The organism is Bradyrhizobium glycinis, from assembly GCF_016031655.1.
Lineage (GTDB): Bacteria > Pseudomonadota > Alphaproteobacteria > Rhizobiales > Xanthobacteraceae > Bradyrhizobium > Bradyrhizobium glycinis.
The window spans coordinates 99670-125431 of record NZ_JACCHQ010000011.1 but is presented as its reverse complement, the minus strand read 5'-3'; the positions used below and the strand labels follow the sequence as shown (position 1 = coordinate 125431).

Annotated in this window: 25 protein-coding genes; 6 read left to right on the top strand and 19 right to left on the bottom strand. The window is 64.3% G+C overall.

The annotated features are described in order from the left end of the window. Nucleotides 1–8 precede the first annotated feature (8 nt). Together HZZ16_RS18025 and HZZ16_RS18020 are read left to right on the top strand one after the other, a co-directional pair. Nucleotides 9–1511 carry a sugar ABC transporter ATP-binding protein gene (locus HZZ16_RS18025; protein ID WP_197950084.1) on the top strand — a complete coding sequence of 501 codons (1503 nt, stop codon included), beginning with the start codon at nucleotides 9–11 and terminating at the stop codon, nucleotides 1509–1511. Nucleotides 1512–1522: 11 nt separating this feature from the next. Continuing rightward, on the top strand, nucleotides 1523–2548 hold the full coding sequence (locus tag HZZ16_RS18020) for an ABC transporter permease (RefSeq protein WP_197950082.1): 1026 nt from the start codon (nucleotides 1523–1525) through the stop codon (nucleotides 2546–2548). Between the two features lie 269 nt (nucleotides 2549–2817). On the opposite strand, the gene HZZ16_RS18015 is transcribed toward HZZ16_RS18020, so the two are convergent. Both HZZ16_RS18015 and HZZ16_RS18010 read right to left on the bottom strand, forming a co-directional pair. Next, nucleotides 2818–3519 (bottom strand): L-2-amino-thiazoline-4-carboxylic acid hydrolase, encoded by a 702-nt coding sequence (locus HZZ16_RS18015; protein ID WP_197950080.1) that lies wholly within the window; start codon nucleotides 3517–3519, stop codon nucleotides 2818–2820. A 46-nt stretch (nucleotides 3520–3565) separates the two neighbouring features. Further along, the gene (locus HZZ16_RS18010; protein WP_197950078.1) at nucleotides 3566–3958 is read right to left on the bottom strand and encodes a RidA family protein; all 393 of its coding nucleotides are present in this window, start codon (nucleotides 3956–3958) and stop codon (nucleotides 3566–3568) included. 130 nt (nucleotides 3959–4088) lie between these two features. On the opposite strand from HZZ16_RS18010, the gene HZZ16_RS18005 reads away from it, so the two are divergent. The 4 genes from HZZ16_RS18005 (at nucleotide 4089) to HZZ16_RS17990 (ending at nucleotide 7874) form a co-directional block, all read left to right on the top strand. After that, nucleotides 4089–4715: a LysR family transcriptional regulator gene (locus tag HZZ16_RS18005; RefSeq protein WP_197950220.1), complete on the top strand. Its 627-nt coding sequence runs from the start codon at nucleotides 4089–4091 to the stop codon at nucleotides 4713–4715. A gap of 398 nt (nucleotides 4716–5113) precedes the next feature. Beyond that, nucleotides 5114–6385 carry a sulfite dehydrogenase gene (gene soxC, locus HZZ16_RS18000; RefSeq protein WP_197950218.1) on the top strand — a complete coding sequence of 424 codons (1272 nt, stop codon included), beginning with the start codon at nucleotides 5114–5116 and terminating at the stop codon, nucleotides 6383–6385. Beyond that, entirely contained in the window at nucleotides 6372–6911 is a 540-nt protein-coding gene (locus tag HZZ16_RS17995; RefSeq protein ID WP_197950076.1) for a c-type cytochrome, read from the top strand. The genes soxC and HZZ16_RS17995 overlap by 14 nt, the downstream gene beginning before the upstream one ends. Before the next feature lie 483 nt (nucleotides 6912–7394). Beyond that, nucleotides 7395–7874, top strand: coding sequence for a YybH family protein (locus HZZ16_RS17990; protein WP_197950074.1), 480 nt, complete (start codon nucleotides 7395–7397; stop codon nucleotides 7872–7874). Between the two features lie 109 nt (nucleotides 7875–7983). Here the strand turns inward: HZZ16_RS17990 and HZZ16_RS17985 are convergent, their stop codons facing one another. The 17 genes from HZZ16_RS17985 to nuoH all read right to left on the bottom strand — a co-directional run bounded on the left by HZZ16_RS17985 (nucleotide 7984) and on the right by nuoH (nucleotide 25761). Next, on the bottom strand, nucleotides 7984–9006 hold the full coding sequence (locus HZZ16_RS17985; protein WP_197950072.1) for an ABC transporter ATP-binding protein: 1023 nt from the start codon (nucleotides 9004–9006) through the stop codon (nucleotides 7984–7986). Then, complete coding sequence (locus HZZ16_RS17980) at nucleotides 8999–9979, bottom strand: ABC transporter ATP-binding protein (RefSeq protein ID WP_197950070.1); 981 nt, start codon at nucleotides 9977–9979, stop codon at nucleotides 8999–9001. Before HZZ16_RS17980 ends, HZZ16_RS17985 begins: the two co-directional genes overlap by 8 nt. Beyond that, on the bottom strand, nucleotides 9976–10797 hold the full coding sequence (locus tag HZZ16_RS17975; RefSeq protein ID WP_197950068.1) for an ABC transporter permease: 822 nt from the start codon (nucleotides 10795–10797) through the stop codon (nucleotides 9976–9978). Before HZZ16_RS17975 ends, HZZ16_RS17980 begins: the two co-directional genes overlap by 4 nt. Continuing rightward, nucleotides 10794–11717 carry an ABC transporter permease gene (locus HZZ16_RS17970; RefSeq protein WP_197950066.1) on the bottom strand — a complete coding sequence of 308 codons (924 nt, stop codon included), beginning with the start codon at nucleotides 11715–11717 and terminating at the stop codon, nucleotides 10794–10796. The genes HZZ16_RS17975 and HZZ16_RS17970 overlap by 4 nt, the downstream gene beginning before the upstream one ends. A gap of 54 nt (nucleotides 11718–11771) precedes the next feature. Continuing rightward, a complete protein-coding gene (locus tag HZZ16_RS17965; RefSeq protein WP_197950064.1) occupies nucleotides 11772–13361 on the bottom strand; it encodes an ABC transporter substrate-binding protein in 1590 nt (529 codons plus the stop codon). A gap of 197 nt (nucleotides 13362–13558) precedes the next feature. Continuing rightward, the gene (gene mtnK, locus HZZ16_RS17960) at nucleotides 13559–14839 is read right to left on the bottom strand and encodes an S-methyl-5-thioribose kinase (protein WP_197950062.1); all 1281 of its coding nucleotides are present in this window, start codon (nucleotides 14837–14839) and stop codon (nucleotides 13559–13561) included. A gap of 144 nt (nucleotides 14840–14983) precedes the next feature. Beyond that, nucleotides 14984–15259, bottom strand: coding sequence for a DUF1467 family protein (locus tag HZZ16_RS17955; RefSeq protein WP_197950060.1), 276 nt, complete (start codon nucleotides 15257–15259; stop codon nucleotides 14984–14986). A 9-nt stretch (nucleotides 15260–15268) separates the two neighbouring features. Then, nucleotides 15269–15673 carry a methylmalonyl-CoA epimerase gene (gene mce / locus HZZ16_RS17950; protein WP_197950058.1) on the bottom strand — a complete coding sequence of 135 codons (405 nt, stop codon included), beginning with the start codon at nucleotides 15671–15673 and terminating at the stop codon, nucleotides 15269–15271. Between the two features lie 10 nt (nucleotides 15674–15683). Further along, entirely contained in the window at nucleotides 15684–17354 is a 1671-nt protein-coding gene (locus HZZ16_RS17945) for a ribonuclease J (RefSeq protein ID WP_197950056.1), read from the bottom strand. Further along, entirely contained in the window at nucleotides 17354–18160 is an 807-nt protein-coding gene (locus HZZ16_RS17940) for a biotin--[acetyl-CoA-carboxylase] ligase (RefSeq protein ID WP_197950053.1), read from the bottom strand. Before HZZ16_RS17940 ends, HZZ16_RS17945 begins: the two co-directional genes overlap by 1 nt. A 1-nt stretch (nucleotide 18161) precedes the next feature. Then, a complete protein-coding gene (gene nuoN, locus HZZ16_RS17935; RefSeq protein WP_197950051.1) occupies nucleotides 18162–19598 on the bottom strand; it encodes an NADH-quinone oxidoreductase subunit NuoN in 1437 nt (478 codons plus the stop codon). Nucleotides 19599–19620: 22 nt separating this feature from the next. After that, entirely contained in the window at nucleotides 19621–21129 is a 1509-nt protein-coding gene (locus HZZ16_RS17930; protein WP_197950049.1) for an NADH-quinone oxidoreductase subunit M, read from the bottom strand. Then, nucleotides 21130–23229, bottom strand: coding sequence for an NADH-quinone oxidoreductase subunit L (gene nuoL, locus HZZ16_RS17925; RefSeq protein ID WP_197950047.1), 2100 nt, complete (start codon nucleotides 23227–23229; stop codon nucleotides 21130–21132). Nucleotides 23230–23237: 8 nt separating this feature from the next. Beyond that, nucleotides 23238–23546 carry an NADH-quinone oxidoreductase subunit NuoK gene (nuoK, locus tag HZZ16_RS17920; protein ID WP_008547737.1) on the bottom strand — a complete coding sequence of 103 codons (309 nt, stop codon included), beginning with the start codon at nucleotides 23544–23546 and terminating at the stop codon, nucleotides 23238–23240. Beyond that, nucleotides 23543–24181 (bottom strand): NADH-quinone oxidoreductase subunit J, encoded by a 639-nt coding sequence (locus tag HZZ16_RS17915; RefSeq protein WP_197950045.1) that lies wholly within the window; start codon nucleotides 24179–24181, stop codon nucleotides 23543–23545. Before HZZ16_RS17915 ends, nuoK begins: the two co-directional genes overlap by 4 nt. 9 nt (nucleotides 24182–24190) lie before the next feature. After that, a complete protein-coding gene (gene nuoI, locus HZZ16_RS17910) occupies nucleotides 24191–24685 on the bottom strand; it encodes an NADH-quinone oxidoreductase subunit NuoI (protein ID WP_210342510.1) in 495 nt (164 codons plus the stop codon). 8 nt (nucleotides 24686–24693) lie between these two features. Next, complete coding sequence (gene nuoH, locus HZZ16_RS17905) at nucleotides 24694–25761, bottom strand: NADH-quinone oxidoreductase subunit NuoH (protein ID WP_100232716.1); 1068 nt, start codon at nucleotides 25759–25761, stop codon at nucleotides 24694–24696. Nucleotide 25762 lies beyond the last annotated feature (1 nt).

The following is a 25762-nucleotide window of genomic DNA, read 5'->3' as shown; positions in this document are numbered from 1 at the left end:
GATCTTTCATGAGCGTGGGACAACAGCCCATCCTGGAACTGCAGGGCATCACGAAGAGCTTCGGCGGCGTCGAAGCGCTTCGTGGTGTCGACTTCGCGCTCTATCCCGGCGAGATCCACGGTCTCGTCGGCGAGAACGGCGCCGGCAAGAGCACGCTGATGAAGATCATCGCCGGCGTGCACACCGAGTTCTCCGGCCGCTTCCTGGTCGACGGCCGGGAGATGCATTTTCGCTCGGCGCGCGATGCGCACGCCGCCGGCATCGCCATGGTGCACCAGGAGCTCAGCGTCGCGCCCGACCTGACGGTCGCGGAGAACGTCTTCCTCGGCAACCAGCCGACGAACGCACTTGGCCTCGTGCAATGGCGGCGGATGGCGCGCGAAGCGGGCGAGCAGCTCGCCCGCTTCGGCATCGATGTCGATCCGATGGCGCGGCTCGGCGACCTTCCGATCGGGCTGCAGCAGCTGATCGAGATCGCGCGCGTGCTGTTCTCCGGCGCGCGCATCGTCATCCTGGACGAGCCGACCTCCGCCCTTTCCCCGCCCGAGGTCGAGCGCCTGTTCACAACGCTGCGGCGGCTGCGCGAGGAAGGCACTGCCATTGTCTTCATCTCGCATTTCATCGAGGACATCCTGCTGGTGTCCGACACGGTGACCGTGTTCCGCAACGGACGCAAGGTTGCGGAGACAGCGAGCGCCGCAACCAGCAAGGGCGCGCTGATCGAGGCCATGATCGGCCGCGGCGGCGAGGCGCTCGAGCATAGCTACACCGACGATCTGATGCTGCCACAGCCGAGCGGTAGCAAGGTCATTCTCAAGGCCGACCAGCTGTCGCTGTCCCGCAGCCTTCAGGACGTCTCGTTCGAGTCCCGTGCCGGCGAGGTGCTCGGCATCTACGGCTTCATGGGCTGCGGCCAGCAGGAGCTGTCGCGCATCCTGTTCGGCAAGCTGAAGCCGGACAGCGGCACGCTTGCAGTCGAAGGCGTGCCGAAAACTTTCGCCAGCACGGCGGCGGCGCGGCGCGCCGGCGTGGCGCTGGTGCCGGAGAGCCGGCGCGACATGCTGTTTCACCAGGAGCCGGTCTACAAGAACATCTCGATCAGCATTCTCGACCGCATCTCCTCGCTCCTGCTCAAGCCGGCGCAGGAGCGCGATATCGCCAAGCGCCAGGTCGACCAGCTGCAGATCAGGCCGCCGGTGGTCGGCCTCGATCTCGGCATGCTCTCGGGCGGCAACCAGCAGAAGGTGGCGCTGGCGAAGTGGCTGACCTACCCGCCCAAGCTGCTGGTGCTGTGCGAGCCGACCCGCGGCATGGATGTCGGCGCCAAGAACGACGTCATCAACATCGTCCGCGACCTCCGCACAAAAGGGCTCGCCATCATCGTGCTGTCGACTGAGCCGGAGACGGTGCTGTCGCTGGCCGACCGCATCCTCGTGCTCAAGCGCGGCGCATTGGTGCGTGAATTCAAGAACGAGCCGGTCAGCAAGGACCGCCTGCTGGAAGCGGCGTGACGGAGAAGCACATGAGCAGCGAGACGGCCATGGCGACGGGACAACGGACGCGGGGCCTTGCGCCCTTCCTGCGCTCGCAGATGCGCAACATCGCTCCGTTCCTGACGCTGATCTTCCTCACCGCCTTCTTCGCGTTCGCCAGTCCCTCCTTCGCGACGCTCGACAATCTCGGCAACATCCTGACCCAAGTATCGGTGACAGGCATCATCGCCGTCGGCCTCACCTTCGTGATCCTCTGCGCCGAGATCGACCTGTCGATCGCTGCCATCGCCAATGTCACCGGCATTGCGGTCGCCTACTTCACGCTGCAGGAATCCTACGTCAACATCGCCAACGTCCCCCTGCCCGGCGCGGTCGCGATCATCCTGTCGCTCCTGCTCTGCGCCTTGCTCGGCCTCGTCAACGCGCTGGGGCTGACCGTGATCGGCATCCCCTCCTTCATCATGACGTTGGCGATGATGCAGATCGCCGCCGGCATCTCCGCGCTCCTGGTGCGCGGCCAGATCGCCTACAAGGTGCCGAGCCTGATCACGACGCTCGGCTCGGGTTCGATCGGCGGCATCCCCTGGATCGTCATCGTCGCCGCCATCATGCTGCTCGCCGGCCATCTGGTGCTGACCTACACACGCTTCGGCCGCTACGTGTACATGGTCGGCGGCAATCGCGAGGCAGCCGAATATTCGGGCCTTAACGTCAAGCTGATCCTCGGTGCGGTCATGGTCATCTCGGCGGTGTGCTCGGGCATCGGCGGCATGCTGGGCGTCGCCCATTTCGGCAGCGCGCAGCAGAACGAGTTCGACACCTACCTGCTCGATTCCATCGCCGCCGTCGTGGTCGGCGGCACCAGCCTGTTCGGCGGCCGCGGCGGCATCGGCAACACCATCGTCGGCCTCTTTGTGCTCGGCGTGCTCAACAATGGCCTCGACCACGTCAACATCGACAGCTTCCTGAAGATCCTGATCCGCGGCCTGATCCTCCTGGCGGCGCTGGTCATCAACGTCTATGCACAGCGCCTGAGGGAGAAAGCGGCGGAGTAGACGGCCGGCAAACAAAAAGTGCGAAAACAACCCCATGCACAGTAGCCGGGGCCAGCGAAATCAATGACTTGCCGGCGAATGTCGTGAAATTGCCGATTTGGCGAAGTCGATTTGCTCCGTCGGGCAAAACAGGGGTATGATGTCATCATCGGCAGGCACGTCCAAGAGCCGTGGCTTACCCCGTCATTGCGAGCGCAGCGAAGCAATCCAGAGTCTTTCCGCGGCGGCAGTCTGGATTACTTCGCTGCGCTCGCAATGACGATGCGGGGCTAACTCTCAGCCTTCACATTCGACGGTAGCCGCGAGAAGCGGAAATTGCAGTGGCTGGCGCCGCCCGCCAGCGTCTGGGTCCGCTCCAGGCGGATGCCTCGCGTGGCGTAGGCGACGAAGTCGAGGCCGCAGATGTTCGGCAGGATCTCCTTGTCGCCGTGGCGCGCCGCGAGCTTGCAGAAGCCGCAGGCCTTGTAGTCGATGCCGAACTCGAAGCTGTCCTGCGGACCCGGCTCGACGAAATCGTAGACGAAGTCTTCCGGAAACTCGGTTTGGTGAGCGTTTGTAACGCTCCTTGCTGCCTGTTCGCGCATCAAGGCCTGGTTCTCCCGTGACATGAATTGACGCCCCGCGGCGAGACGCTCGGCTTCGGGTGTCGTCAGCAGCTGCGCCTTGTAGATTTCCCGCTCGATCTCGCCGATCACGGGCACCGGCACGCCACGCCGCCGCAGCACCCGACTGATGGCCATGAAGCCGGTCAGGCGCATGAAGAAATCACTCATGCGGCTTGCCGCGCCGCCGACATAGGGCATCTGGGTGAGGACGATCTCGAATTCGTCCATCACCTCCTGCCTGATTGCGTCGATATCGGAGAGATGCGCGTGCTCGCGGAGCATCGCTTCGGCAAGGTCTAGTCGCTCGCGCATGGAGGCCTCCATCGCGTGCCGGTGCGTCTGGTAGAACGGATGGATCTCAGCCATTGGACACCTGATATGATTGGCTCATTGCAACATCGACGACGCCGCCTCACTCCGCGGCGATCGCCTCGATCTCCAGCAGCCATTTGCTGTCGACGGTCTCGACGACCACGACAGTCAGCGCCGGCTGGTGCTCCCCGAGCATGGCGCGGCGAATGGCGCGGTTGGTGACGACCTGACTGCGATCGGTCAGGAACGTGGTAACCTTGACCAGGTGCTCGACGCCGAGGCCTGCCGCGGCGAGCACTTCCCTGACATTGCGCCAGGCCTGCTCGCATTGCGCCTCGAAGCCGTCGGGTACGGTGCCGTCCGATTTTTCAGGGACCTGGCCGCTGATGAAAAGCAGGCGGCGATGCTGCTCCAGCTCAAGTCCCATGCAGTAGCCGCCGGCAGGCGGGTGAACCGTTGCGGGATTGTGGCTGACGATGTGGGCTGGGGACATGGCATTTCTCCGGATTTGCGGGTCGACCGTATCCGGCGGCATCGCGCTAGCGCAAAGCATCATTGCTGCGGTTCAGCGCAAGAAAATCTATTGCAAGGACGCGGCCCATCGGTGTCAAAGTGCGGTTGCGATGACCTACGCCCTTCCCCCGCTCAACGCGCTCCGCGCCTTCGAGGCCGCCGCGCGCCATCTCAGCTTCAAGCTCGCCGCGCACGAATTGCACGTCACGCCCGCGGCCGTGGGGCAGCAGGTGAAAGCCCTGGAGGCGCGCCTCGGCGTGCAACTGTTCGAACGGCTGCACAAGCAGCTCATCCTGACCGAGGCAGGCCAGGCCTATCTGCCCGGGATCTCCGAAGGCTTTCGCCACATTGCCGAGGCGACCTCGCAGTTGAAGCCATCAGGCACGGCGCTGCTGCAATTGGGGGTCCACGGCAGTTACGACCTGCGTCGCCTCGACCTAGCGGCGTTTCGCAGCGCGCATGCGGAGATCGGCTTGCGGGTGCTGCAGCCCGCCGGCCTGCACGAGCTCGTCGAGGGAAAGGTCGATCTCTTGATCGCCCGCGGCGTGAGCCACCATCCGGGCTATCGCTGCGAACGGATTAATGAGGGATCAGGCGCGGGTGATTGGCTGGTTGCGCCGGAAGGCACGGCGGACTGTCCGGAGGTCGTCAGCTTTCGCGCGTGGCTGCGCGCTCTGGCGACCGAGAAGCCAAGCGCAAACCGGCGCCCGCGTCTGGTGGGCGGCGTCGGGAGTTGAGGTGACCGCAAAACCGTAATAACTCGGCGTCTAGCTACCCCGGCAGCGGTGTTCCTTGTAGCAAAGCGGAATCGACCGGCCGACAATGCCCGCTGCATCGGTCGAAAATGACCCAACTCGGACATCCGAGTCGCTGGTTTTGACCGGACTTGTTTGTGCGACATTCTGGTCAACATCGACGTCTTTTGAAAAGGCGTGGGATCTTGTACGCTTCTTTGGAGCTGCTTTCGAGACGTGCCGACGTCTCCTTCGAGGCGAATGGCAGCAGGGAATGCCGTCGGCTGGCATCGTACGCTCAATAAAACCGACAGTCCTCTTGTGCCGGTCTCTCACCGAGCGCTAGCCGTGCGCGCGGGCAACGATATGCTTCCATTGACCGCGATAAGGGAGTGCTGCTCATGATTAGAAGAACACATCCCGAACTAGGCGATCCGGCGGCGGGCAATGGAATTCTAAGCCGCCGCGTCTTTCTCGAAGGCACGCTCGTTATCGGTGCGACCGGTGCGGGCTTATCCTGCGGATCGGCAGAACCCCTTGCGGTGCAGCCTTGGATGAAGGTGCCGGGTACGGGATTTGCCGGCTATGGCCAGCCGTCACCGTTCGAGAGCAAGGTGGTCAAAGTATTTCCGCCGCCCCCGAACCCACCCGGTGTCGGCTCGTCACGCACGCCGCTGCACATGCTCGAAGGAATGATCACGCCATCCGGTCTGCATTTCGAACGTAGCCATTCCGGCGTCCCAGAAATCGATCCCGATCAACACCGGCTGGTGATCCATGGACTTGTGAAGCGCCCGCTTGTGTTTACGCTCGAAGCGCTGTCTCGCTATCCGATGCAATCGCGCATCGCCTTCATCGAGTGTGGCGGCAACAGCCTGGCGCTCAACGCGCCTCAGGCCCAGCCGCTCAATGTGGCGGCTATTCACGGCCTGCTGGGTTGCTCGGAATGGACTGGCGTGCGGCTGTCCACTTTGCTCGATGAAGCCGGCATCGAACCTGAGGCACGCTGGGTGATCGCCGAGGGCGCTGATGCTGCCGCCATGAGCCGTAGCATCCCCCTCACCAAGGCGATGGATGATGCGCTGCTCTGTCTCTATCAGAACGGAGAGCGAGTGCGGCCTTCGAACGGCTACCCCGTGCGGCTGCTGCTGCCTGGTTTCGAGGGCAACATGAATGTGAAGTGGCTGCGTCGGCTCAAGCTGACTGCCGGCCCCGCCATGACCAAAGACGAAACATCGAAGTACACGATCCTGCTCAAAGACGAAAAGGCCTGGCAGTTCGTGTTTCCGATCGAAGTCAAATCCGTCATCACGCGGCCGTCGCCGGGGCTCGCGCTGAGGGAACCGGGATTCTACGAGATCTCCGGGCTTGCCTGGTCGGGCAACGGCAGCATCCGGCAGGTCGACGTGTCGGCTGACGGTGGACGAAGCTGGGCGCCGGCGGCTTTGCAGGGCCCGATCCTGCCAAAGGCGCCTGTACGCTTCCGCGCAGCGTGGCAATGGAACGGGAGTCCCGCCGTGCTGCAGAGTCGCGCCACTGACGACACCGGCATGGTGCAGCCAACGCGCGCGCAGTTCGCGGCTGAGCGCGGCTTTCGTGGGGTCTACCACTACAACGCCATCGCAAGCTGGCGAATTGACGAGATGGGGGAGGTCAGCAATGTTTACGCTTAAACCCATTGCAGTCTGCATAGCCATGCTGACCTTGGCACCGGCGGCACAGGCCCAAGCCCCGCAGCTCGGGCAACCGATCGCGCCGGCCGATATCGCCCCGTGGGACATCAGCATCGGACCGGATGGCGCAGGTCTGCCGCCTGGCCGAGGTACCGCAATCGAGGGTGAGGCCATCTATGTAGCGAAATGTCAGGCCTGTCACGGCGAGAAGGGAGAGAGGCCCAACGTCGCGCTCGCTGGAGCGCTCGTCGGCGGCATCGGCACACTGGCGCCGGATAAAACGCCGATAAAGACTGTGGGAAGTTTCTGGCCCTATGCAACAACCCTGTTCGACTATGTCCGTCGCGCAATGCCATTCCAAGATACAAAATCGCTCACCGCGGACGAAGTCTACGCAGTCTCGGCCTACATCCTCAATCTCAACGGGATCATTGGGCCGAACGATGTAATCGATGCGCACTCGCTGCCGGAGGTGCGAATGCCGAACCGCGACGGGTTCATCCCGTTCCCGCGCAATCCGAAGTAGCTGCGGAGCCGGACGTTTGTCCGATTATGGCCCGGTGTTGCCTAGCTCAAAGCTTGCCCAAGCGTCGGCTGTCTCGTGTAGACCGGAAGCGGCTTGCAGGCAGCGTAGACTGGTTTTTGACCCAACGCAGACATCCGCAAGACCTACCGGCCGCCTGCTTCAATACCAGCTGCGGTCACAGTGCGGCTGGCGAGGCGGCCGTTGCTGAGGACCACGGACTTCCTCAATGATGCTTGACCGGGATGGGGTGCATCCCAGAAAGTATGGCAGGGACATTTCCCGTTTCTATATGACCCACCAATCTGTTGCTGATTTTCCGGCACTTGACCTCGGCCTCGCACGCGGCCGTCAGCTTACGCATTGAGGCCTGGAGCTTTTCAGCGCTGCTAGGCCGAGGCCGAGATGCGACCGCCTGAGCCGCCTTCCCTCTGGCGACTGAAGTGCTACCTTGAGCGCGCGGGTGGGCCACGCGGAGGAATAGCTATGCGCACAGTAGCTCAAGTCGCAAATGTCATATCGTTCTTCATGATGTTCTCCGTTGTAGGTTTGCCGGCGTGGGCTGCCGGACCGGAGGCGGAGGTGAAGGCACTCCATGCGGCCGATCAGGCTTGGCTAAAAGGCTTCACGGCCGCCGACGGCGATGCGATGGCGAAGTTGTACGACGAACGCGCAGTGTTGATGCCGCCCAACGCACCGGCTGTGACGGGTCGCGACGCCATTCGCACTTTCCTGGCGAACATGTCGTCGGAAGCAGCCAAGGCCGGCCTTGTGTTCAGTTTCGCCGACAAACAGGATGGCGGCGCCAACGGCAACCAGGGCTGGTCTTCGGGCTCCTATACGATCAAGGACAAGGCAGGGAATGTGGTCGAGACCGGCAAGTTTCTGTCAGTATCGAAAAAGGTCGGCGGTAAATGGCTCTATTGGCGCGACACTTGGAACGCTGACAGTCCGCCACCAAAATAGGCCCGCTACATCGAAAAATCTTTGATGTCGCCTCTCGGCCCATCGCGTCACTTCGCAGCGGCACAGCAATTCGGTCGCTTTCGGGTCGAAGCGGACATTGAGCAAGTCGCTAGGTCGCGGCCAATGCCGTCTGACTGGCGATCTCGTCAGCTCGCCAGCACCGCACCGCATGCCCATCCGCCCGCATCTCCAGCGTTGGCTCCGGCTCGCTTCGGCACACCGCTTCCGCATACCGACATCGCGGGCTGAAGGCGCAGCCGTTCGGCGGGTTGAGTGGATTGGGCAGGTCGCCGCCGGTCGTTGCCAGCGGGGCATGGCGCAGGGGATCGGGGATAGCCGCGATCAGGGCCTGCGTGTAGGGATGCGCGGGACGCTCGAAGATCTCGCGCCAATGGCCGTTCTCGACGATGCGGCCGAGATACATCACGGCGACGCGGTCGCTCATGTGCTCGACGACGCCGAGGTCGTGGCTGATCATGATGTAGGACAGGCCGAGCGTGTCCTTCAATTCCAGTAGCAGATTGATGATCTGGGCGCGGATCGAGACGTCGAGCGCCGAGACCGGCTCGTCGCAGATGACGATTCTGGGGTTGAGGATCAGCGCGCGGGCAATGCCGATGCGCTGGCGCTGGCCGCCGGAGAATTCATGCGGATAGCGGTCGGCCTGCTCGGGGCGGAGGCCGACATGCCTCAGCATGGTCGCGACGCGGTCCTCGATCTCGCTTTTCGCGGTCACGCCATGCACACGCAGGGGATCTTCGAGCGTACGGCGAACGGTCTGGCGCGGATTGAGCGAGGCGTAGGGATCCTGGAACACGATCTGCACGATGCGGGCGAGCGCCTTGCGGTCGCCGGATTGCCGGTTCGTGACGACCTGCCCGTCCAGCACGATGCGGCCGCGCGTCGGCGTGAGCAGGCCGAGGATCGAGAGCGCGACCGTCGACTTGCCGGAGCCGGACTCGCCGACGAGGCCGAGGCATTCGCCGCGTTTCAGCCTAAGGTCAACGCCGTCGACGGCGCGGAGCAGCCGCCGGCCGCGGCCCAGCAGGCCGCCTCGAAGCGGAAAATGAACGGCGAGATCCTCCACGCTGAGGATGACGTCGTCGTCCGCTCTGCCCTGCGGTTCATGCATGGTGGTGACACCGGACGAAACCGCCCGCCTCCAGCTCTTCCATCGGCGGCGCGGTGGTTCGGCAAATATCGGTCGCCTGCGCGCAACGCGGATTGAACCGGCAGCCATCGGGGAAGCGCGTAATCGCAGGCACGACGCCGGCGATCTCCTTCAGCCTGCTGCGGCCGTGCGCGGCGCGGCTGCCGAGCCGCGGCAGCGAGTCGACGAGGCCCTGCGTATAGGGATGGGAGGGCGCGCGGAAGATGTCGGCGGAGCCGCGCTCCTCGACGATGCGGCCGGCATACATGACGGCGACGCGGCGGCAGACATTGGCAACGAGGCCGAGATCGTGACTGATCATCAGGATCGCCGTTCCACGCTCGGCGCACAGATTGCGCATCAGCTCGATGATCTCCGCCTGCACGGTGACGTCGAGCGCGGTGGTCGGCTCGTCGGCGATCAAGAGGTCCGGACCGCAGGCGAGCGCAATCGCGATCATCACGCGCTGGCGCATCCCGCCGGACAGCTGATGCGGATAGTCCTTGACGCGCCGCTCCGGCGCGGGGACGCGGACGCTCGCGAGCGCCTCGACCGCCAGCTGGTTGGCTTCCCGCCAGCTCTTGCCCTTGTGCAGCACGAACATCTCGGCGATCTGCCGCCCCACGGGCGAGACCGGGTTCAGCGCCGTCATCGGCTCCTGGAAGATCATGGCGATGCGATTGCCGCGCAGCTGCCGTTGCCCGGCGGCGGACAGGTGCTGGATCTCCTGTCCCTCGAACCGGATGACGCCGCCGCCGATCGAGAGCGGCGGCCGCAGCAGGCCGATCAAGGCGAGCGCCGTGATGCTCTTGCCGCAGCCGGACTCGCCGACGAGGCCGAACGTCTCGCCGCGATCGATGCGGAATGAAACGCCTTCGGCCGCGGCAACGCGCCTCGATCCGTCATCGAGATCGATGCGGAGATCCTCGACCTCGAGCAGCGGACTGCCGGTCATGTGCGCCGGCTCCGCGATTGCGGATCGAGAATGTCGCGCAGACCGTCGCCGAGCAGATTGAGGCCGAGCACGGTCAGGAAGATGGCAAGACCGGGAAAAATCGAAAGCCACGGCGCCGTCGTGATCTGCTCACGCGCCTCCGACAACATGCTGCCCCAGCTCGGAAAGGGCGGGCGGACGCCGAGGCCCAGGAACGACAATGCGGCTTCGGACAGCACCGCGCTGCCCATGCCCAGCGTGCCGATGACGACGATCGGTCCCAGCATGTTCGGCAGCAGCTGCGTGATCATGATGCGCGCATCGCCGTAGCCAAGCACGGTTGCCGCCTGCACATAACCCTGGCTCCGCAGCGACAGCGCCGAGGCCCGTGCGAGCCGGCAGGTGAACGACCAGTTGGTCAGCCCGAGCGCGATCAACAGGCTGGTCAGGCCGGGACCCAGCACCGCCATGATGGCGAGCGCGAAGATCAGCGAGGGAATCGCGAGCATGAGATTGGTCAGGGCATTGACGACATCGTCCCACCAGCCGCCGAAATAGCCGGCACTCAGGCCGAGCGCCACGCCGATGACGCTGTTGATGAGCTGGGAGACGATGCCGACCGTCAGAGAGACGCGCGCGCCGTAGAGGACGCGGGAATAGATGTCGCGGCCCTGCGCGTCGGTGCCGAACCACCAGGTCCAGCTCGGTGGCTCCTCCGCATTCATGAGGTTGGCGTCCATGACCGGATCGGTGTGTGCCAGCCAGGGCGCGAGCAGGCCGACGAGGATCGCCAGCGCGAACAACGACCCGCCGATGACGAGATTGGCGCGGAGCTTCATGCGTATCTGATCCTGGGATCGATCACGCCGTAGAGCACGTCGATCAAGAGATTGATCGACAGAAAGAACAGCACCACGACGAGGATGGAGCCCTGGACGGCGGGAATGTCGCGCTGGAGCACGCTGTCGACCAGCAACGAGCCGATGCCCGGCCAGGAGAACAATTTCTCGACCACGACCGCCTGCCCCATCAACGCGCCGAATTGCAGACCCATGGTCGTGAGGATGAGAACGAGCGCATTGCGCATCACGTGCCATTTCACGACCCTGGTCTCGCTCATGCCCTTCGAACGCGCCGTGCGGACGAAGTCCGCGGTCATGATCTCGAGCACCGCGGCGCGCGTCGTCCGCGCCAGCAGCGCCATCGGCGAGACGCCGAGCGTCACGGCGGGCAGGATCAGATATTTGAGGCTGCCATCGCCATAGCCGAAACTCGGCAGCCAGCCGAGCTTGAGCGCGAACAGGTACATCAACAGCAGTCCGAGCCAGAACTTGGCCAAAGACAGGCCCGACACCGCCAGCATCATCGAGACGGTGTCGACGAGGCTGCCCGGCCGCAAGGCCGCGACGAAGCCGAGCGGCACGCCGAGCAGTACCGCAAACGCCATGGATGCGAAGATCAGTTGCAGTGTCGGCCAGGCCCGCTTGGCGATCATGGCCGTGACAGGCTCACGGGTCCGGAACGAGGCTCCGAGATCGCCGGTCGCGAGTCGCGCGACATAGGCGCCGAAGCGCATATAGACGGGCTGATCGAGGCCGAGCTGCTTCTTCATGCGCAGCTCGACTTGCGGATCGCTGTCGTCGCTCATGCTCGAGACGATGCTGCCGGGAACGACGCTGAACAGCACGAACACCAGCAGCACCACGGCGAGCACGGTCGGGATGGTCTGCAGGACGCGGCGGATCAGGAACGCGAGCATCTCAACTTTTCCCCGCTCCCTCCCTCGCCCGTCGCGCTGGAGGGAGCGCGCGTGTCACTTCGCGGGCGAGGTCTCGTCGACCCAGAGATCCTCGACGTTCTGGTGGGTCAGCTCCGTCGCGTTCAGCTGAATGCCCTTCAGCCACGGCTGCACCGCCATGACCGCCTTGTTGTAGTTGAAGAACCAGACCGGTGCCTCCTCGTAGAGCAGCGCATTGGCCTTCTGCAGCAGCTGGATGCGCTTGGCCATGTCGTCGGCCTGCCCGGCCTCATCGATGATCTTGTCGAACTCGGCATTCTTGAAGGTCGTGTAGTTGCAGGCCGACTGCGGCGTCGCCGAATGGAAGCATTTCAGCGCGGCCTGGGGATCCGGGCCGCTTGCCTGGGAATAGATGAAGGCCTGGTAATCGCCGGTGCGAACCACCTCCGCCAGCACCGCGGTCTCGACCTGCTTGACCTTGGCCTTGATGCCGACCTTGTCCAGCATCGGGATGACGGCCGATACGATCGGCAGGCCCCAGCTCTCATTCTGGCTGGTGGTCCATTCGAATTCGAAACCGGATGCGTAGCCGGCCTCGGTGAGCAGCTGCTTGGCCTTGGCGGGATCGTAGGGATAAGGCTTCATCGTCTTGTCGTAACCCGGCGCGGTCAGCGGCAGCCAGCTGGTGGCGCGGTAGGCCTTGCCCTTGACCAGCTTGTTGATGATCAAGTCGGTGTCGATGGCGTAATTGATCGCCTGCCTCACGCGCTTGTCGGAGAACGGCTTGAACGCGGGATTCATCCCCATATAGCGGGTGAACACCTCGGCAACCTCGACGATGGTACCCTTGAGTTCGGCGTCGGACTGGTAGGCGACGTATTGCGCAGGTCCCAGCACCGAGGTGTCGATCTCCTTGTTGCGGAAGGCGACGTCGCGCGCCGCAGCCTCGCCCATGACCGACACGACGATCTTGTCGGCATAGGGCTTGCCGGGCTTGTAGAAGCGGTCCCAGCGCTCCAGGACGATGCGCGATCCCGGCACGTGCTCGACGAACTTGAAGGGCCCGAGACCGATCGGCTTCTGGATGAAGCTCTCCTTGGCGGCCTCGTCGGCGGGATAGATCGAGGTCAGAGCGGTGAAGAAGTAGAAGCCCGGATCGACCTTCTCGGTCAGCTTCATCTCGATGGTGAAGTCGTCGATCTTCTTCAGGCCGGAGATCTCCTTGGCCTGGCCCTTCTCCACTGCGGCCGCGCCCTCGATCACACGGACGTACCGCGCGCCGGGATAGGCTTTGCTGCCGTCCATGATGCGGTTGTAGGACCAGATGACGTCGTCGGCGGTCATCTTGCGGCCGCTGTGGAAATAGGCATCATCGCGCAGCTTGAAGGTGTGAACGAGGCCTCCGCCCGAAACCACGTCCTCCTTGGCAAGCTCCAGCACTGGTTTCCCTTCCGCCGAATTCCAGATGTAGAGCGAACGGTGCAAGGCCTTGGCGTAGATCTCGTCCTGGGCTCGCTGCGTGGTGTGAATGTCGAGGCTGGTGAAGCTCGAGCCGTAGGGCGCCGTCATGCGGATGGTTCCGCCCTTGCGCGGCGTCTGCGCCTCCGCCGTGGCGCTGAGCGCCAGTCCCAAACCGGCAACGATCGCGATGGTCTTGAACATCATATGTCCCCCCGACGCAGGCGTATTCCGAAACCAGATTTGATCACTCGTCGGCGGCCGAAGGCAAGCTTCGTTTTGACGGCAGGCGATGCCGGTTCCTGAGGCAGTCCTTCGGCGGGGCATTGACGCGGTGCGTCATCGGGCGGGCATGCCGACGGGGGCCCCAGAAGCACCGTGGAGCGCGCGCGAGCGAAGCCCTCTCAGCCGGACAATTCCGGCACCCAATCGCGCAGGTTTCGCGCGGCGGCCGTGACGTCGGTGATCACGGGAAATGCCCCCGGCTCCACCATCATCACGCGCGCCAGCCGCACGGCACGGGCCTCGCTGATCGCGCGTTTCTTTGCATCCTCGATCAGCTCGAAGTCGATGTTATGGGCAAGACCGAAGATGCGGCGGATGATTTTTGCGGCGGCGAACCCGACCGCATCAGTGAACAGGCGCTGCATGTAGGCCTGCCGCTCGGCCTCCAGCCGCGCCGCCCCCTTCTCGCCGGGAAAGAGCGAGGGCGGATAGGCGTCACCGGCCGCGCCGGCGCGCCAGAGATCGAGGAATTTTCGGGCGAACTCGGTCCAGACCTGCTCGACCGTCTCCAGCACCCAGGCCTCGAATGCCGCCCGTTCGCCCGGCGCGCGCTCGTGGCCGGCGGAGGCGAAATAGGCCATCAGGAGATTGGCCAGCACGGCACCGACGTCAAAGCCCATCGGACCGTAGAATGCGAATTCCGGGTCGATCACCCGGGTCTGGCTGTTCGTGACCATGATGGAGCCGGTGTGGAGGTCGCCATGGATCAGCGCTTCCGGGCTCGCCATGAATTTCAGCTTCAGCCGGGAGACCGCAACGTGCAGCTCCAAATCCTCGCGCAAGCTCGCGGCGAGGCCGTCGAGATAGGGTGCGGTCCAGCGGTTCTGCTCGGCGATGCGGTAGGGATCGGTGAAGATCAAATCCTCGGTGATCTTGCACAGCGCGTGGTTGCCGGCGAAGGCGGCGATGGCTTCCTTCTTCTCGGCCGCTGATAGCGCGAGGTCGGAGGTGAAGAACAGCGTCCGCGCCATGAAGGTCGTGATGTCGTCCACGAAACGCGGATAGCGCGTTGCCGCGACCAGCCCCTTGCGCATGATGATGTGGGGCTCGAGCAGCTCCATCACGATCAGCGCCAGGGCCACGTTGTGGTGCAGCACGGCCGGCACGAGGCCCGGCGCGAGCTGGGCCTGCCGCATCAGCGCGAGATATTCGTAATGGGCGCGCGATAACGGCAAGGGCCAGCTCTCGCCGACGAGGCGAACGTAAGGCAGCGCCTGCTTCACAGCGATGCCGCCGCGCGCGCCCTTGACGATGAAGACGAGGTTGAGGTTGCCGTCGCCGACTTCGGTGATCGCCCACGCGGCCGGCTCGCCGCCAAGCAGCCCCTTCAGGTCCGGCAGGCCGGCGAGATAGGCCCGCAAGTCGGCCTCATGCAGAATCTGGTAATCCCCCTGCCCCATGACGATCCCATCCCATGCTTGGCATGGCCGGATCGTTACTCCCGCTCCAGGAAGCTCGAGCCGATCCCAGCCGTTCTTTTGACCGGATCGTAATCACAATAGACGCTGTCCGCCACCAGCGTGTAGCCGAAGGGAGAGATGAAACTAAAACGGCATTCCCATCAATTTCGACAGGCGCTCGATCGAGAGATAGCCGGCACGATAGGCCGCGATGCCGAGGCCGTAGATCACGGCCGAGATGATCGTGGTCCAGATCAGCTTGCGGCCCATCCGCGTCAGGATCGGCGCGCCGGGGTCGGTGCCGGGGGCGCCGACGCCATCCTCGTGCTGGCTGCGCACGCCGAACGGCAGCGTCAGGAACAGGGCGACCCACCAGATGACGAAGTAGATCGCAAGCGCGGTGGAGATCTGGATGGCCATGACGCGGCCTTACGCCTGCTCGATCTCGACCAGGGCGCCGGAAAAATCCTTGGGGTGCAGGAACAGCACCGGCTTGCCGTGGGCGCCGATCTTCGGCACGCCGTCGCCGAGCACCCTGGCGCCCTCCTTCACCAGCGTGTCGCGCGAGGCGATGATATCGACGACCTCGTAGCAGACATGGTGGATGCCGCCGTCGGGATTGCGCTCGATGAACTTCGCGATCGGAGAGTCCTCGCCGAGCGGCTCGATGAACTCGATCTTGGTGTTTGGCAGGGTCGCGAACACGGTGGTGACGCCGTGGTCCGGCAGCGGCACGGCCTCCGAGATCGGGGCGCCGAACGCCGCACCGTAGATCTTCGCGGCCTTGACCGCGTCCTTGGTCGCGATCGCGACATGGTTGAGCCGGCCCAGCATATTCCCCTCCCTATACCGTCAGTACATGTACCAGACAGGGGGGCTTTTTGCCCCAATGTTCGTTGATCACGGCCCGGACAGCGCGTCGCACCGACTCGGCCAGAGCGTCCGGATCGCGCCGTCGCGCCCTCGGCAGACCTTCGATGGTCGACATCACGGCATCGAAGACGATGTCGTCGAAGGTCTCCCCGGCCCGGTTCTTCTCGGGGATGCCGACCAGATCGACCTCGGGTTCGTCGACCAGCTCCCCCTGGGCGGTCATGGCGATGGCGACGAAGGCGCAGCCGGAGAACGCCATGCGCCGCCGCTCGATGACGGCACGGGACTTGGAGTCTTCCAGGATCGTGCCGTCCTTGTAGAGACGGCCCGATGGCACCTCGCCGACGATGCCGGGATCGCCGGGGCCGAGCTTGACGAGGTCACCATTGCGGCAGACCAGCACGCGCGGCACGCCGGCGGCGCGGGCGAGCTTGGCATGCTCGTGCAGGTGCAGCGCCTCGCCGTGGACCGGGATCAGGAGCTGCGGCTTCACCCAGGAGATCATATCGCGCAGCTCGTCGCGGCGGGGATGACCGGAGACGTGGACCAGCGCATCGCGGTCGGTGATGACCTCGACGCCCTGCAGCACCAGATTGTTGATGATCGAGCCGACCGCCTTCTCGTTGCCGGGAATGGTGCGCGAGGAGAAGATGACGCTGTCGCCGCGGTTGAGCGTGATTTCGGGATGGTCGTCATTGGCGATGCGGGCCAGCGCGGCGCGCGGCTCGCCCTGGCTTCCCGTACACAGCGCCAGCACCTTGTCCTGCGGCAGGTGGCCGTAGACCTCGGGCGAGCGGAAGTTCTGCACGCCCTCAAGATAGCCGGTCTCGCGCGCGACCTGCACCACACGCTCCATGGCCCGGCCGACCACGACGACCTCGCGGTCGGCGGCTTTCGCGGCGTCGGCCACCGCTTTGACGCGGGCGACGTTGGAGGCGAACGTCGTGACCGCGACGCGGCCCTTGGCGGATTTGACGAGGTCGATGATGGTCCTGGCGACCTCGGCCTCGGAAGGCGAACGGCCGTCGCGCACGGCGTTGGTGGAATCGCCGATCAAAGCGAGCACGCCCTGCTCGCCCAATTCGCGCAGCCGCTTCTCGTCTGTCGGCGCGCCCAGCGTCGGGGTCGGGTCGATCTTCCAGTCGCCGGTGTGCAGCACGATGCCGGGTTCGGTGTGGATCGCGAGCGCATGCGCTTCCGGAATCGAATGCGCGACGGGGATGAATTCGACGTTGAACGGGCCGATATCGACACGGCCGCCCGATGGCACCACGGTGACCGGAATCTCTGGCGCGTTGCGCTCGGCGGCGCATTTGGCTTCGAACAGCGCCGCGCTGAACCTGGTGGCGTAGATCGGGCATTTCAGCTTCGGCCAGAGGTCGATGATGGCGCCGAAATGGTCCTCATGGGCGTGCGTCAGCACGAGACCCATCAGGTTCTTGCGTTCCTTCTCCAGGAAGAAGATGTCCGGCATGATCAGGTCGATGCCCGGCAGATGCTCCTCGTCGCCGAAGGAGACGCCGAGATCGACGGCAAGCCAGGCGCGCTGGTGGCGGTTGCCGAGGCCATAGATCGACAGGTTCATGCCGATCTCGCCGACCCCGCCGAGCGGCGCAAACACCAATTCGTCCGGCCTTGCCATCACGCAGCTCCCACCGAGGCGACGGGGCCGAAGAACACCTCGCCCGCCGCCACCGGCACAAGACGGCCCTCCGCAGTGCGGACGATCAGGCAGCCGGCGTCGTCGATGGTGTCAAAAACACCTTCCAGCGTCATGGTTCCCGTGTGGATGGCAACCTTCTCGCCGAGGCCGGCGGCGCGCTTCAGCCAGCGCCTGCGGATCTCGGCAAAGCCGCGGCCATTGTCCCAGATGCCGCGGAACTCGACCCAGGCATCGGACAGAGCCGTGAACAGCTCCTCGGCGCTGATCTGGACGCCGAGCGCCGCAAGCGACACCGCGGGTGTCGGGGTGCCCTCGGGCGCGGCAACCACGTTGGTGCCGATGCCGACCACGACGGCGAGGCCACCATTGACGGCCTCGGCCTCAAGTCCGATTCCGACCAACTTCTTGCCGCCGGCAAGCACGTCATTCGGCCATTTCAGGGCGTAGCGGGGCCGGCCTTCGCCGAGACGGAGCGCGGCCTCGGCGCTCACCTTCTCCAGCGCCGCCTCCTCGGCCAGCCCTGCGGCAAAGCCGAGCGTGGCGGCGACGGCGGGGGCGACGTCCATCACTTCGAGAATGCTGGCGGCGAGATTGCCGCGCGGCGCGATCCAGGCGCGCTGGCGCCGGCCGCGACCGGCGGTCTGCTCGGAGGTCACGAACCACATCGGGCCACGTTCGCCGGAGCGGGCGTGCTCGATCGCCTCGGTGTTGGTCGAGCCGGTCCGTTCGAACGCCGCGAGCTTGTAGCCCGCGGCCGATGCGCAAGGACCGAGCGCGAATGCCATCCTAGAACAGCGACTTTGCCGCGGCGGAGGCGACGCTCACCACGGGCCCCGCGAACAGCGCAAACAGCAGGTTGAACAGGCCCGCCACGGCCAGCACCGTCCGCACCTCGATGCGCAGCGGATCGACCCGGCCGGCCGGCTCGTCGAAATACATCGTCTTGACGATGGCGAGATAATAATAGGCGCCGACCACGCTGGTCAGGACGCCGATGACAGCGAGCGTGAACAGGTTCGCCTTGATCGCGGCGACGAAGACGTACCATTTGGCGAAGAAGCCGGCGAGCGGCGGGATGCCGGCGAGTGAAAACAGCAGCATCGCGAACATGAAGGCGAGCAGCGGATTGGTGCGCGACAGGCCGGCGAAATCGCTGATCTGCTCCACGGCCTGGCCGTTGCGCTTCATGGCGAGGATGATGGAGAACGATCCGAGCGTCATCGCGACATAGATCACGATGTACATCAGGACGCCCTGCGCCCCTTCCACCGTGCCGGAGGCAAGGCCGACCAGCGCGAAGCCCATGTGGCCGATCGACGAATAGGCCATCAGGCGCTTGATGTTGCTCTGGCCGATCGCGGCGAAGGAGCCCAGCGCCATCGAGGCGATCGACACGAACACCAGGATCTGCTGCCATTGCGAGACGATACCCGGGAATGCAGTCAGCGTGACGCGGGTGAAGACGGCGAGCGCGGCGACCTTCGGCGCCGAGGCGAAGAAGGCGGTAACCGGGGTCGGCGCGCCCTCGTAAACGTCTGGCGTCCACATGTGGAACGGCACGGCCGAAACCTTGAAGCAGAGGCCGACGAGCAGGAAGACGAGGCCGAACACGAGGCCGACATTCGAGACCGTCGCGGCCGCGGCGATGCCGGCGAAGCTCACGGTGCCGGTGAAGCCATAGACCAGCGATGCCCCGTACAGCAGCATGCCCGAGGACAGTGCGCCGAGCACGAAATACTTCAGGCCGGCTTCGGTCGACTTGGCGTTGTCGCGGTTCGAGGCCGCCACGACGTAGAGCGCCAGCGACATCAATTCGAGGCCGAGATAGAGCGAGATCAGGTCGCCGGCCGAAATCAGCACCATCATGCCGAGGGTCGAGAGCAGCACCAGGATGGCATATTCGAAGATGCGGCGCGACGGGTCGGACAGGAACTCGGTCGACAGGATCAGCGTCACCGCCGAGCCGATCAGCGCAAGGATCTTCATGAAGCGGGCGAAGTCGTCGACGACGAAGCTGCCGCCGAACGTCACCTGCTTGCCCGCGGGCTGCATGTAGACGAGCGCGCCGACTACGATCAGAAGCACCACCGCCAGCGACGTGACGGTCCTGGTCGTCTCCTGCCCGCGATAGGCCCCGAGCATGAGAAGCGCCATGGCGCCGACCGCGAGCACGAGCTCGGGCAGCACGGGCGCCAGTTGATAACCTGCAGTCGAAAAGCTCATGGCGATATCCTGACCTGCCCGATCACTGGAGCAGTGCGGCGGCCTTCACGGCCGTCACGGCGGTGTTGTAATTGTTGACGAGTTGCTGGACCGAGGCGGCCGACATGTCGAGCACCGGCTTCGGCCAGACGCCGAACAGGATCGTCAGCGCGATCATGGGAAACAGCGTCAGGCACTCCCGGAAGGTGAGATCCTTCATGCTCGCCAGCGACGGCTTGACCAACGCCCCGAACACGACCTTGCGGTAGAGCCACAGCGCATAGGCGGCCGAGAGGATCACGCCGAAGCTGGCGAAGAACGCGGTCGGGATCGAGACCTTGAAGGTGCCGAGCAGCGTCATGAACTCGCCGACGAAGCCGCTCGTGCCGGGCAGGCCGACATTGGCCATGGTGAACACCATGAAGGTCATCGCATAGAGCGGCATCCGATTGACGAGGCCGCCATAGGCCGCGATCTCGCGGGTGTGCAGGCGGTCGTAGACGATGCCGACGCAGAGGAACAGCGCGCCGGAGACGATGCCGTGCGAGATCATCTGGAACATGCCGCCGGCGACACCCTGCATGGTGCCGGCGAAGATGCCCATGGTGACGAAGCCCATATGCGCGACCGAGGAGTACGCGATCAGCTTCTTCATGTCCTCCTGCATCAGGGCGACCAGCGAGGTGTAGATGATGGCGATCGCCGAAAGCGTGAAGATCAGTGGCGCGAAATCGTGCGAGGCCAGCGGGAACATCGGCAGCGAGAAGCGCAGGAAGCCATAGCCGCCCATCTTCAGGAGGATCGCGGCGAGGACCACAGAGCCCGCGGTCGGCGCCTCAACGTGCGCGTCGGGGAGCCAGGTGTGCACCGGCCACATCGGCATCTTCACCGCAAAGGAGGCGAAGAAGGCGAGCCACGCCCAGGTCTGCAACGACCGCGGCACAGCGGTGTGCATCAGGGTTGGGATATCAGTGGTGCCGCCGTTCCAGTACAGCGCCATGATGGCGAGCAGCATCAGCACCGAGCCGAGCAGCGTGTAGAGGAAGAACTTGAACGAGGCATAGACCCGGCGCGGACCGCCCCAGACGCCGATGATCAGGAACATCGGGATCAGGCCGCCCTCGAAGAACAGGTAGAACAGCACGAGATCGAGCGCCGAGAAGGTGCCGACCATCAGCGTTTCCAGGATCAGGAACGCCATCATGTATTCGCGGACGCGGCTCGTGATCGCCTTCCAGCTCGCGATGATGCAGAACGGCATCACGGCGGTGGTGAGGATCACGAGCGGCAGCGAGATGCCGTCGACGCCCATGTGGTAGGTGATGCCGGTGGCGAGCCAGTTCGCCTTCTCGACGAACTGGAAGTCGGGATTGCCGGGATCGAAGCGCATGACCAGGATCACCGACACCGCGAAGGTGATCAGCGTGGTCCAGAGCGCGATCCAGCGCGAATTGCGCTTGGCCGCCTCATCATCGCCGCGGCTGAGATAGACGATCAGCGCGCCGACCAGCGGCAGGAACGTCGTGACCGAAAGAATGGGCCAGGTTGTCATTTACTGGCCTCCAAAGCCGAACATGAACCAGGTGATCAGGCCGGCGGCGCCGATCAGCATGGCGAATGCATAGTGATAGAGATAGCCGGTCTGGATCTTGACGACGTTGCGGGTGACGTCCAGCACGCGGGCCGAGACGCCGTCGGGGCCGAAGCCGTCGATAATGAAGCCGTCGCCCTTCTTCCAGAGCTGGTAGCCGATCCACTTCGCCGGACGGACGAAGATGAAGTCGTAGAGCTCGTCGAAGTACCATTTGTTGAGCAGGAACTGGTACAGCCCCGGCTGCTCCTTGGCGAGTTGGACCGGGATGTAGGGCCGCTGGATATAGAACAGGTACGAAATCAGGAAGCCCACCACCATCATCACCGTCGGCAGGAAAGCGATGGTCGCGGGGATGTGGTGCATCTCCTCGATGATGTGCGGGTTCATCTTCACGGACTCACGGAAGAACTCCTCGATGCCGTGACCGGCGAACAGCTCCTTGAACGGGAAACCAGCCAGGATCGAGCCGACAGCGAGCACGCCGATCGGGATCAGGATCCAGAGCGGAGCCTCATGCGCGGCCTCGTAGTGATGCTCGTCATGCGGCTCGCCGTGGAAGGTCTTGAAGATCAGGCGCCAGGAGTAGAATGAGGTCAGGCCGGCCGCGATGATCGTCATCAGGAAGCCGTACACCGCGAACGGATTGTGCGAGGCGTAGGCGGACTCGATGATGGCGTCCTTGGAGAAATAGCCGGCCGTGAGCGGGAAGCCGGTCAGGGCCAGCGTGCCGACCACCATCACCGCATAGGTGTAGGGGATCTTCTTCCAGAGGCCGCCCATGTTGCGGATGTCCTGCTCGTGGTGCATCGCGTAGATCACCGAGCCGGAGCCTAAGAACAGCAGCGCCTTGAAGAAGGCGTGCGTGAACAAATGGAACATGCCGACCGAATAGGCCCCTGCCCCCATCGCCACGAACATGTAGCCGAGCTGCGAGCAGGTCGAGTAGGCGACGATGCGCTTGATGTCGTTCTGGACGAGGCCGATGGTCGCGGCAAAGAACGCCGTGGTCGCGCCGAAGAACATCACGACGGCCTGGGCATTCGGCGCGAGCTCGAACAGCGGCGACAGACGCGCCACCATGAACACGCCGGCGGTGACCATGGTCGCGGCGTGGATCAGCGCCGACACCGGGGTCGGGCCTTCCATCGCGTCCGGCAACCAGGTGTGCAGCAGGAACTGGGCGGACTTGCCCATCGCGCCCATGAACAGCAACAGGCAGGTCAGGGTCAGCGCGTCGGCGTGCCAGCCCAGGAAGTTGATGGTCTTGCCGGTGAGGCCGGGCGCGGCGTGGAAGATGGTCTCGAAATCGGTCGAGCCGACCAGCATGAAGACCGCGAAGATGCCGAGCGCGAAGCCGAAATCGCCGACTCGGTTGACCACGAAGGCCTTGATGGCAGCGGCGTTCGCCGAGGGCCTCTGGTACCAGAAGCCGATCAAGAGGTAGCTGGCGAGACCCACGCCCTCCCAGCCAAAGAACAGCTGCACCAGGTTGTCGGCCGTCACCAGCATCAGCATGGCGAAGGTGAACAGCGAGAGATAGCCGAAGAAGCGCGGCCGGTTCGGGTCCTCGTCCATGTAACCGATGGAATAGAGGTGCACGAGCGAGGACACGGTCGTCACCACCACCAGCATCACGGCCGTGAGCGTATCGACGCGCAGCGTCCACCAGACCTGGAGGTCGCCGGAGAAGATCCAGGGCAGCAGCTGGATCCTCATGTCATGGTGCATGAAGCCGACATCGACCAGCGTCATCCAGGACAGCGCCGCCGCGACGAACAGCAGCCCGGTGGTGATCAGCTCGGCCGCGCGCGAGCCCGCCGCCGGCGGCTCGGCCGGACCGTGACCGTCATGCCCGTCACCGGGCTCGTGATGCGTCTCGTGAATGACGGATGCATCCTCGTTGATCGTATCGGATGCATGCGCATGCGCGCCGTGGCCGTGGTCGCCGTGATGCTCGACCTCGTCGCCCGAGGGGTTGCGGGCATGCGCGCCCACAAGCGCGATCAGGCCGGCCAAAATGGCGCCCAGCAGAGGCAGGAAAACGATCGCCTGAACCATTTGAGAGCTCAGCCCTTCATCAGATTGACGTCCTCAACCGCGATCGAGCCGCGGTTGCGGAAATAGACCACCAGGATGGCGAGACCGATCGCAGCTTCCGCAGCAGCGACCGTCAGCACCAGCAGCGCAAAGACCTGGCCGACGATGTCGCCGAGGAAGGTCGAGAACGCCACGAGGTTGATGTTGACCGAGAGCAGGATCAGCTCGATCGACATCAGGATGACGATGATGTTCTTGCGGTTCAGGAAGATGCCGAGGATCCCGAGCGTGAACAGGATCGCGCCGACCGCCAGATAATGTCCGAGCCCGATCGTCATTTCACCCACTCCGCAGCATCGGCGTCCGAGAGCCCCTGCCCCGACGCGACCTTGCGCATCGCCATCGCCATGTCGGGCGTGCGTGCGTTCTGAACGTTGATGTCCTGCCGCTTGACCTTCGCCTTGTGCCGCAGCGTCAGCACGATCGCACCGATCATCGCGACCAGCAGCACCATGCCGGCGAGCTGGAAGTAGTGGATGTACTTCGTATAGAGCACGAGACCGAGCGCCTCGGTATTGCTGACATTGGCCGGGATCGCCGCCGTGATCGCCTTGGAGACGCCGGGATTGATGACCCAGAAGCCGACGGTGAGCAGCAGCTCGAACAGGAAGATGCCGCCGATCACGAGGCCGACCGGCAAGTATTCGATGAAGCCCTCGCGCAGCTCGAGGAAGTCGACGTCGAGCATCATGATCACGAACAAGAACAACACCGCGACCGCGCCGACATAGACGACGATCAGCATCATGCCGAGGAACTCGGCGCCCATCAGCACGAACAGGCCGGAGGCGTTGACGAAGGCCAGGATCAGGTACAGCACCGAGTGCACGGGATTGCGCGAGACAATCACCATCACGGCCGAGGCGACGCAGACGCCGGCGAAAAGATAGAAGAACAGCGCGGGAAGGATCATGCCCTCACCTCACCGGTACGGCGCGTCGAGCTCGATCGCCTTCGCGATCTCGCGTTCCCAGCGGTCGCCGTTGGCGAGCAGCTTGGCCTTGTCATAATAGAGTTCCTCGCGGGTCTCGGTCGCGAACTCGAAGTTCGGGCCTTCGACGATGGCATCGACCGGACAGGCTTCCTGGCAGAGGCCGCAATAGATGCATTTCACCATGTCGATGTCGTAGCGCACGGTGCGGCGGGTGCCGTCGTTGCGGCGCGGGCCGGCCTCGATGGTGATGGCCTGCGCCGGGCAGATCGCCTCGCACAGCTTGCAGGCGATGCAGCGCTCTTCGCCGTTCGGATAGCGGCGCAGCGCGTGCTCGCCGCGGAACCGCGGCGAGATCGGGTTCTTCTCGAACGGATAGTTGATGGTCGGCTTCGGCTGGAAGAAGTAGCGCATGGCGAGGAAGAACGCCGAGACGAATTCCGACAGCAGAAGCGAGCGTGCAGTGGCGTTGACGTTGATACCCATGACGGCCCTCACTTCGGCGCGATGCCGGCGAAATGCAGCACGCCGGCCACCACGACCACCATCACCAGCGACAACGGCAGGAATACCTTCCAGCCAAGGCGCATCAGTTGGTCGTAGCGGTAGCGCGGCACGATCGCCTTCGCCATCGCGAACAGGAAGAACATGAAGAACAGCTTCAGCGAGAACCAGATGATCCCCGGCACCCAGTTGAAGGGCGGCAGATCGACCGGCGGCAGCCAGCCTCCGAGGAACAGGATGGTCGCCAACGCGCACATCGTGACGATCGCGACATACTCGCCGAGCATGAACAAGAGGTAGGGCGTCGAGCCGTATTCGACCATGAAGCCGGCGACGAGCTCGGATTCGGCTTCGACGAGGTCGAAGGGTGGACGGTTGGTTTCCGCCAGCGCCGAGACGTAGAACACTACGAACATCGGGAACAGCGGCCAGACGTACCAGTTCAGGATCGTGAGCTGCGGCAGCCCGATCAGGCTGGCGAGGCCGCGCGCATGCTGGGCCTCGACCACGGCCGTGAGGTTCAACGTGCCGGCGCAGAGCAGCACGGTGATGATCACGAAACCGATCGAGACTTCGTAGGACACCATCTGCGCGGCCGAGCGCAGCGCAGCCAGGAAGGGATATTTCGAGTTCGACGACCAGCCGGCCATGATGATGCCGTAGATCGACAGCGACGAGATCGCGAAGATGAAGAGGACGCCGACATTGATGTCGGAGATCACCCAGCCGAGATTGGTCGGGATCACCGCCCAGGCGGCGAGCGCGAGCACGCAGGACACCAGCGGCGCCAGCAGGAACACACCCTTGTTGGCGCCGGCCGGGATGATCGGCTCCTTCAGCACGAACTTGAGCAGGTCGGCGAAAGACTGCAGAAGGCCCCACGGACCGACCACGTTCGGGCCGCGGCGGATCTGTACCGCCGCCCAGATCTTGCGGTCGGCGAGCAGGATGTAGGCGATCGCCACCAGCAGGACGACGAGCACCAGGACGCTCTGCGCGACCATGATGATCAGCGGCCAGAGAAATCCGGTCCAGAATGCGCTTTCGAAGAATTCCATC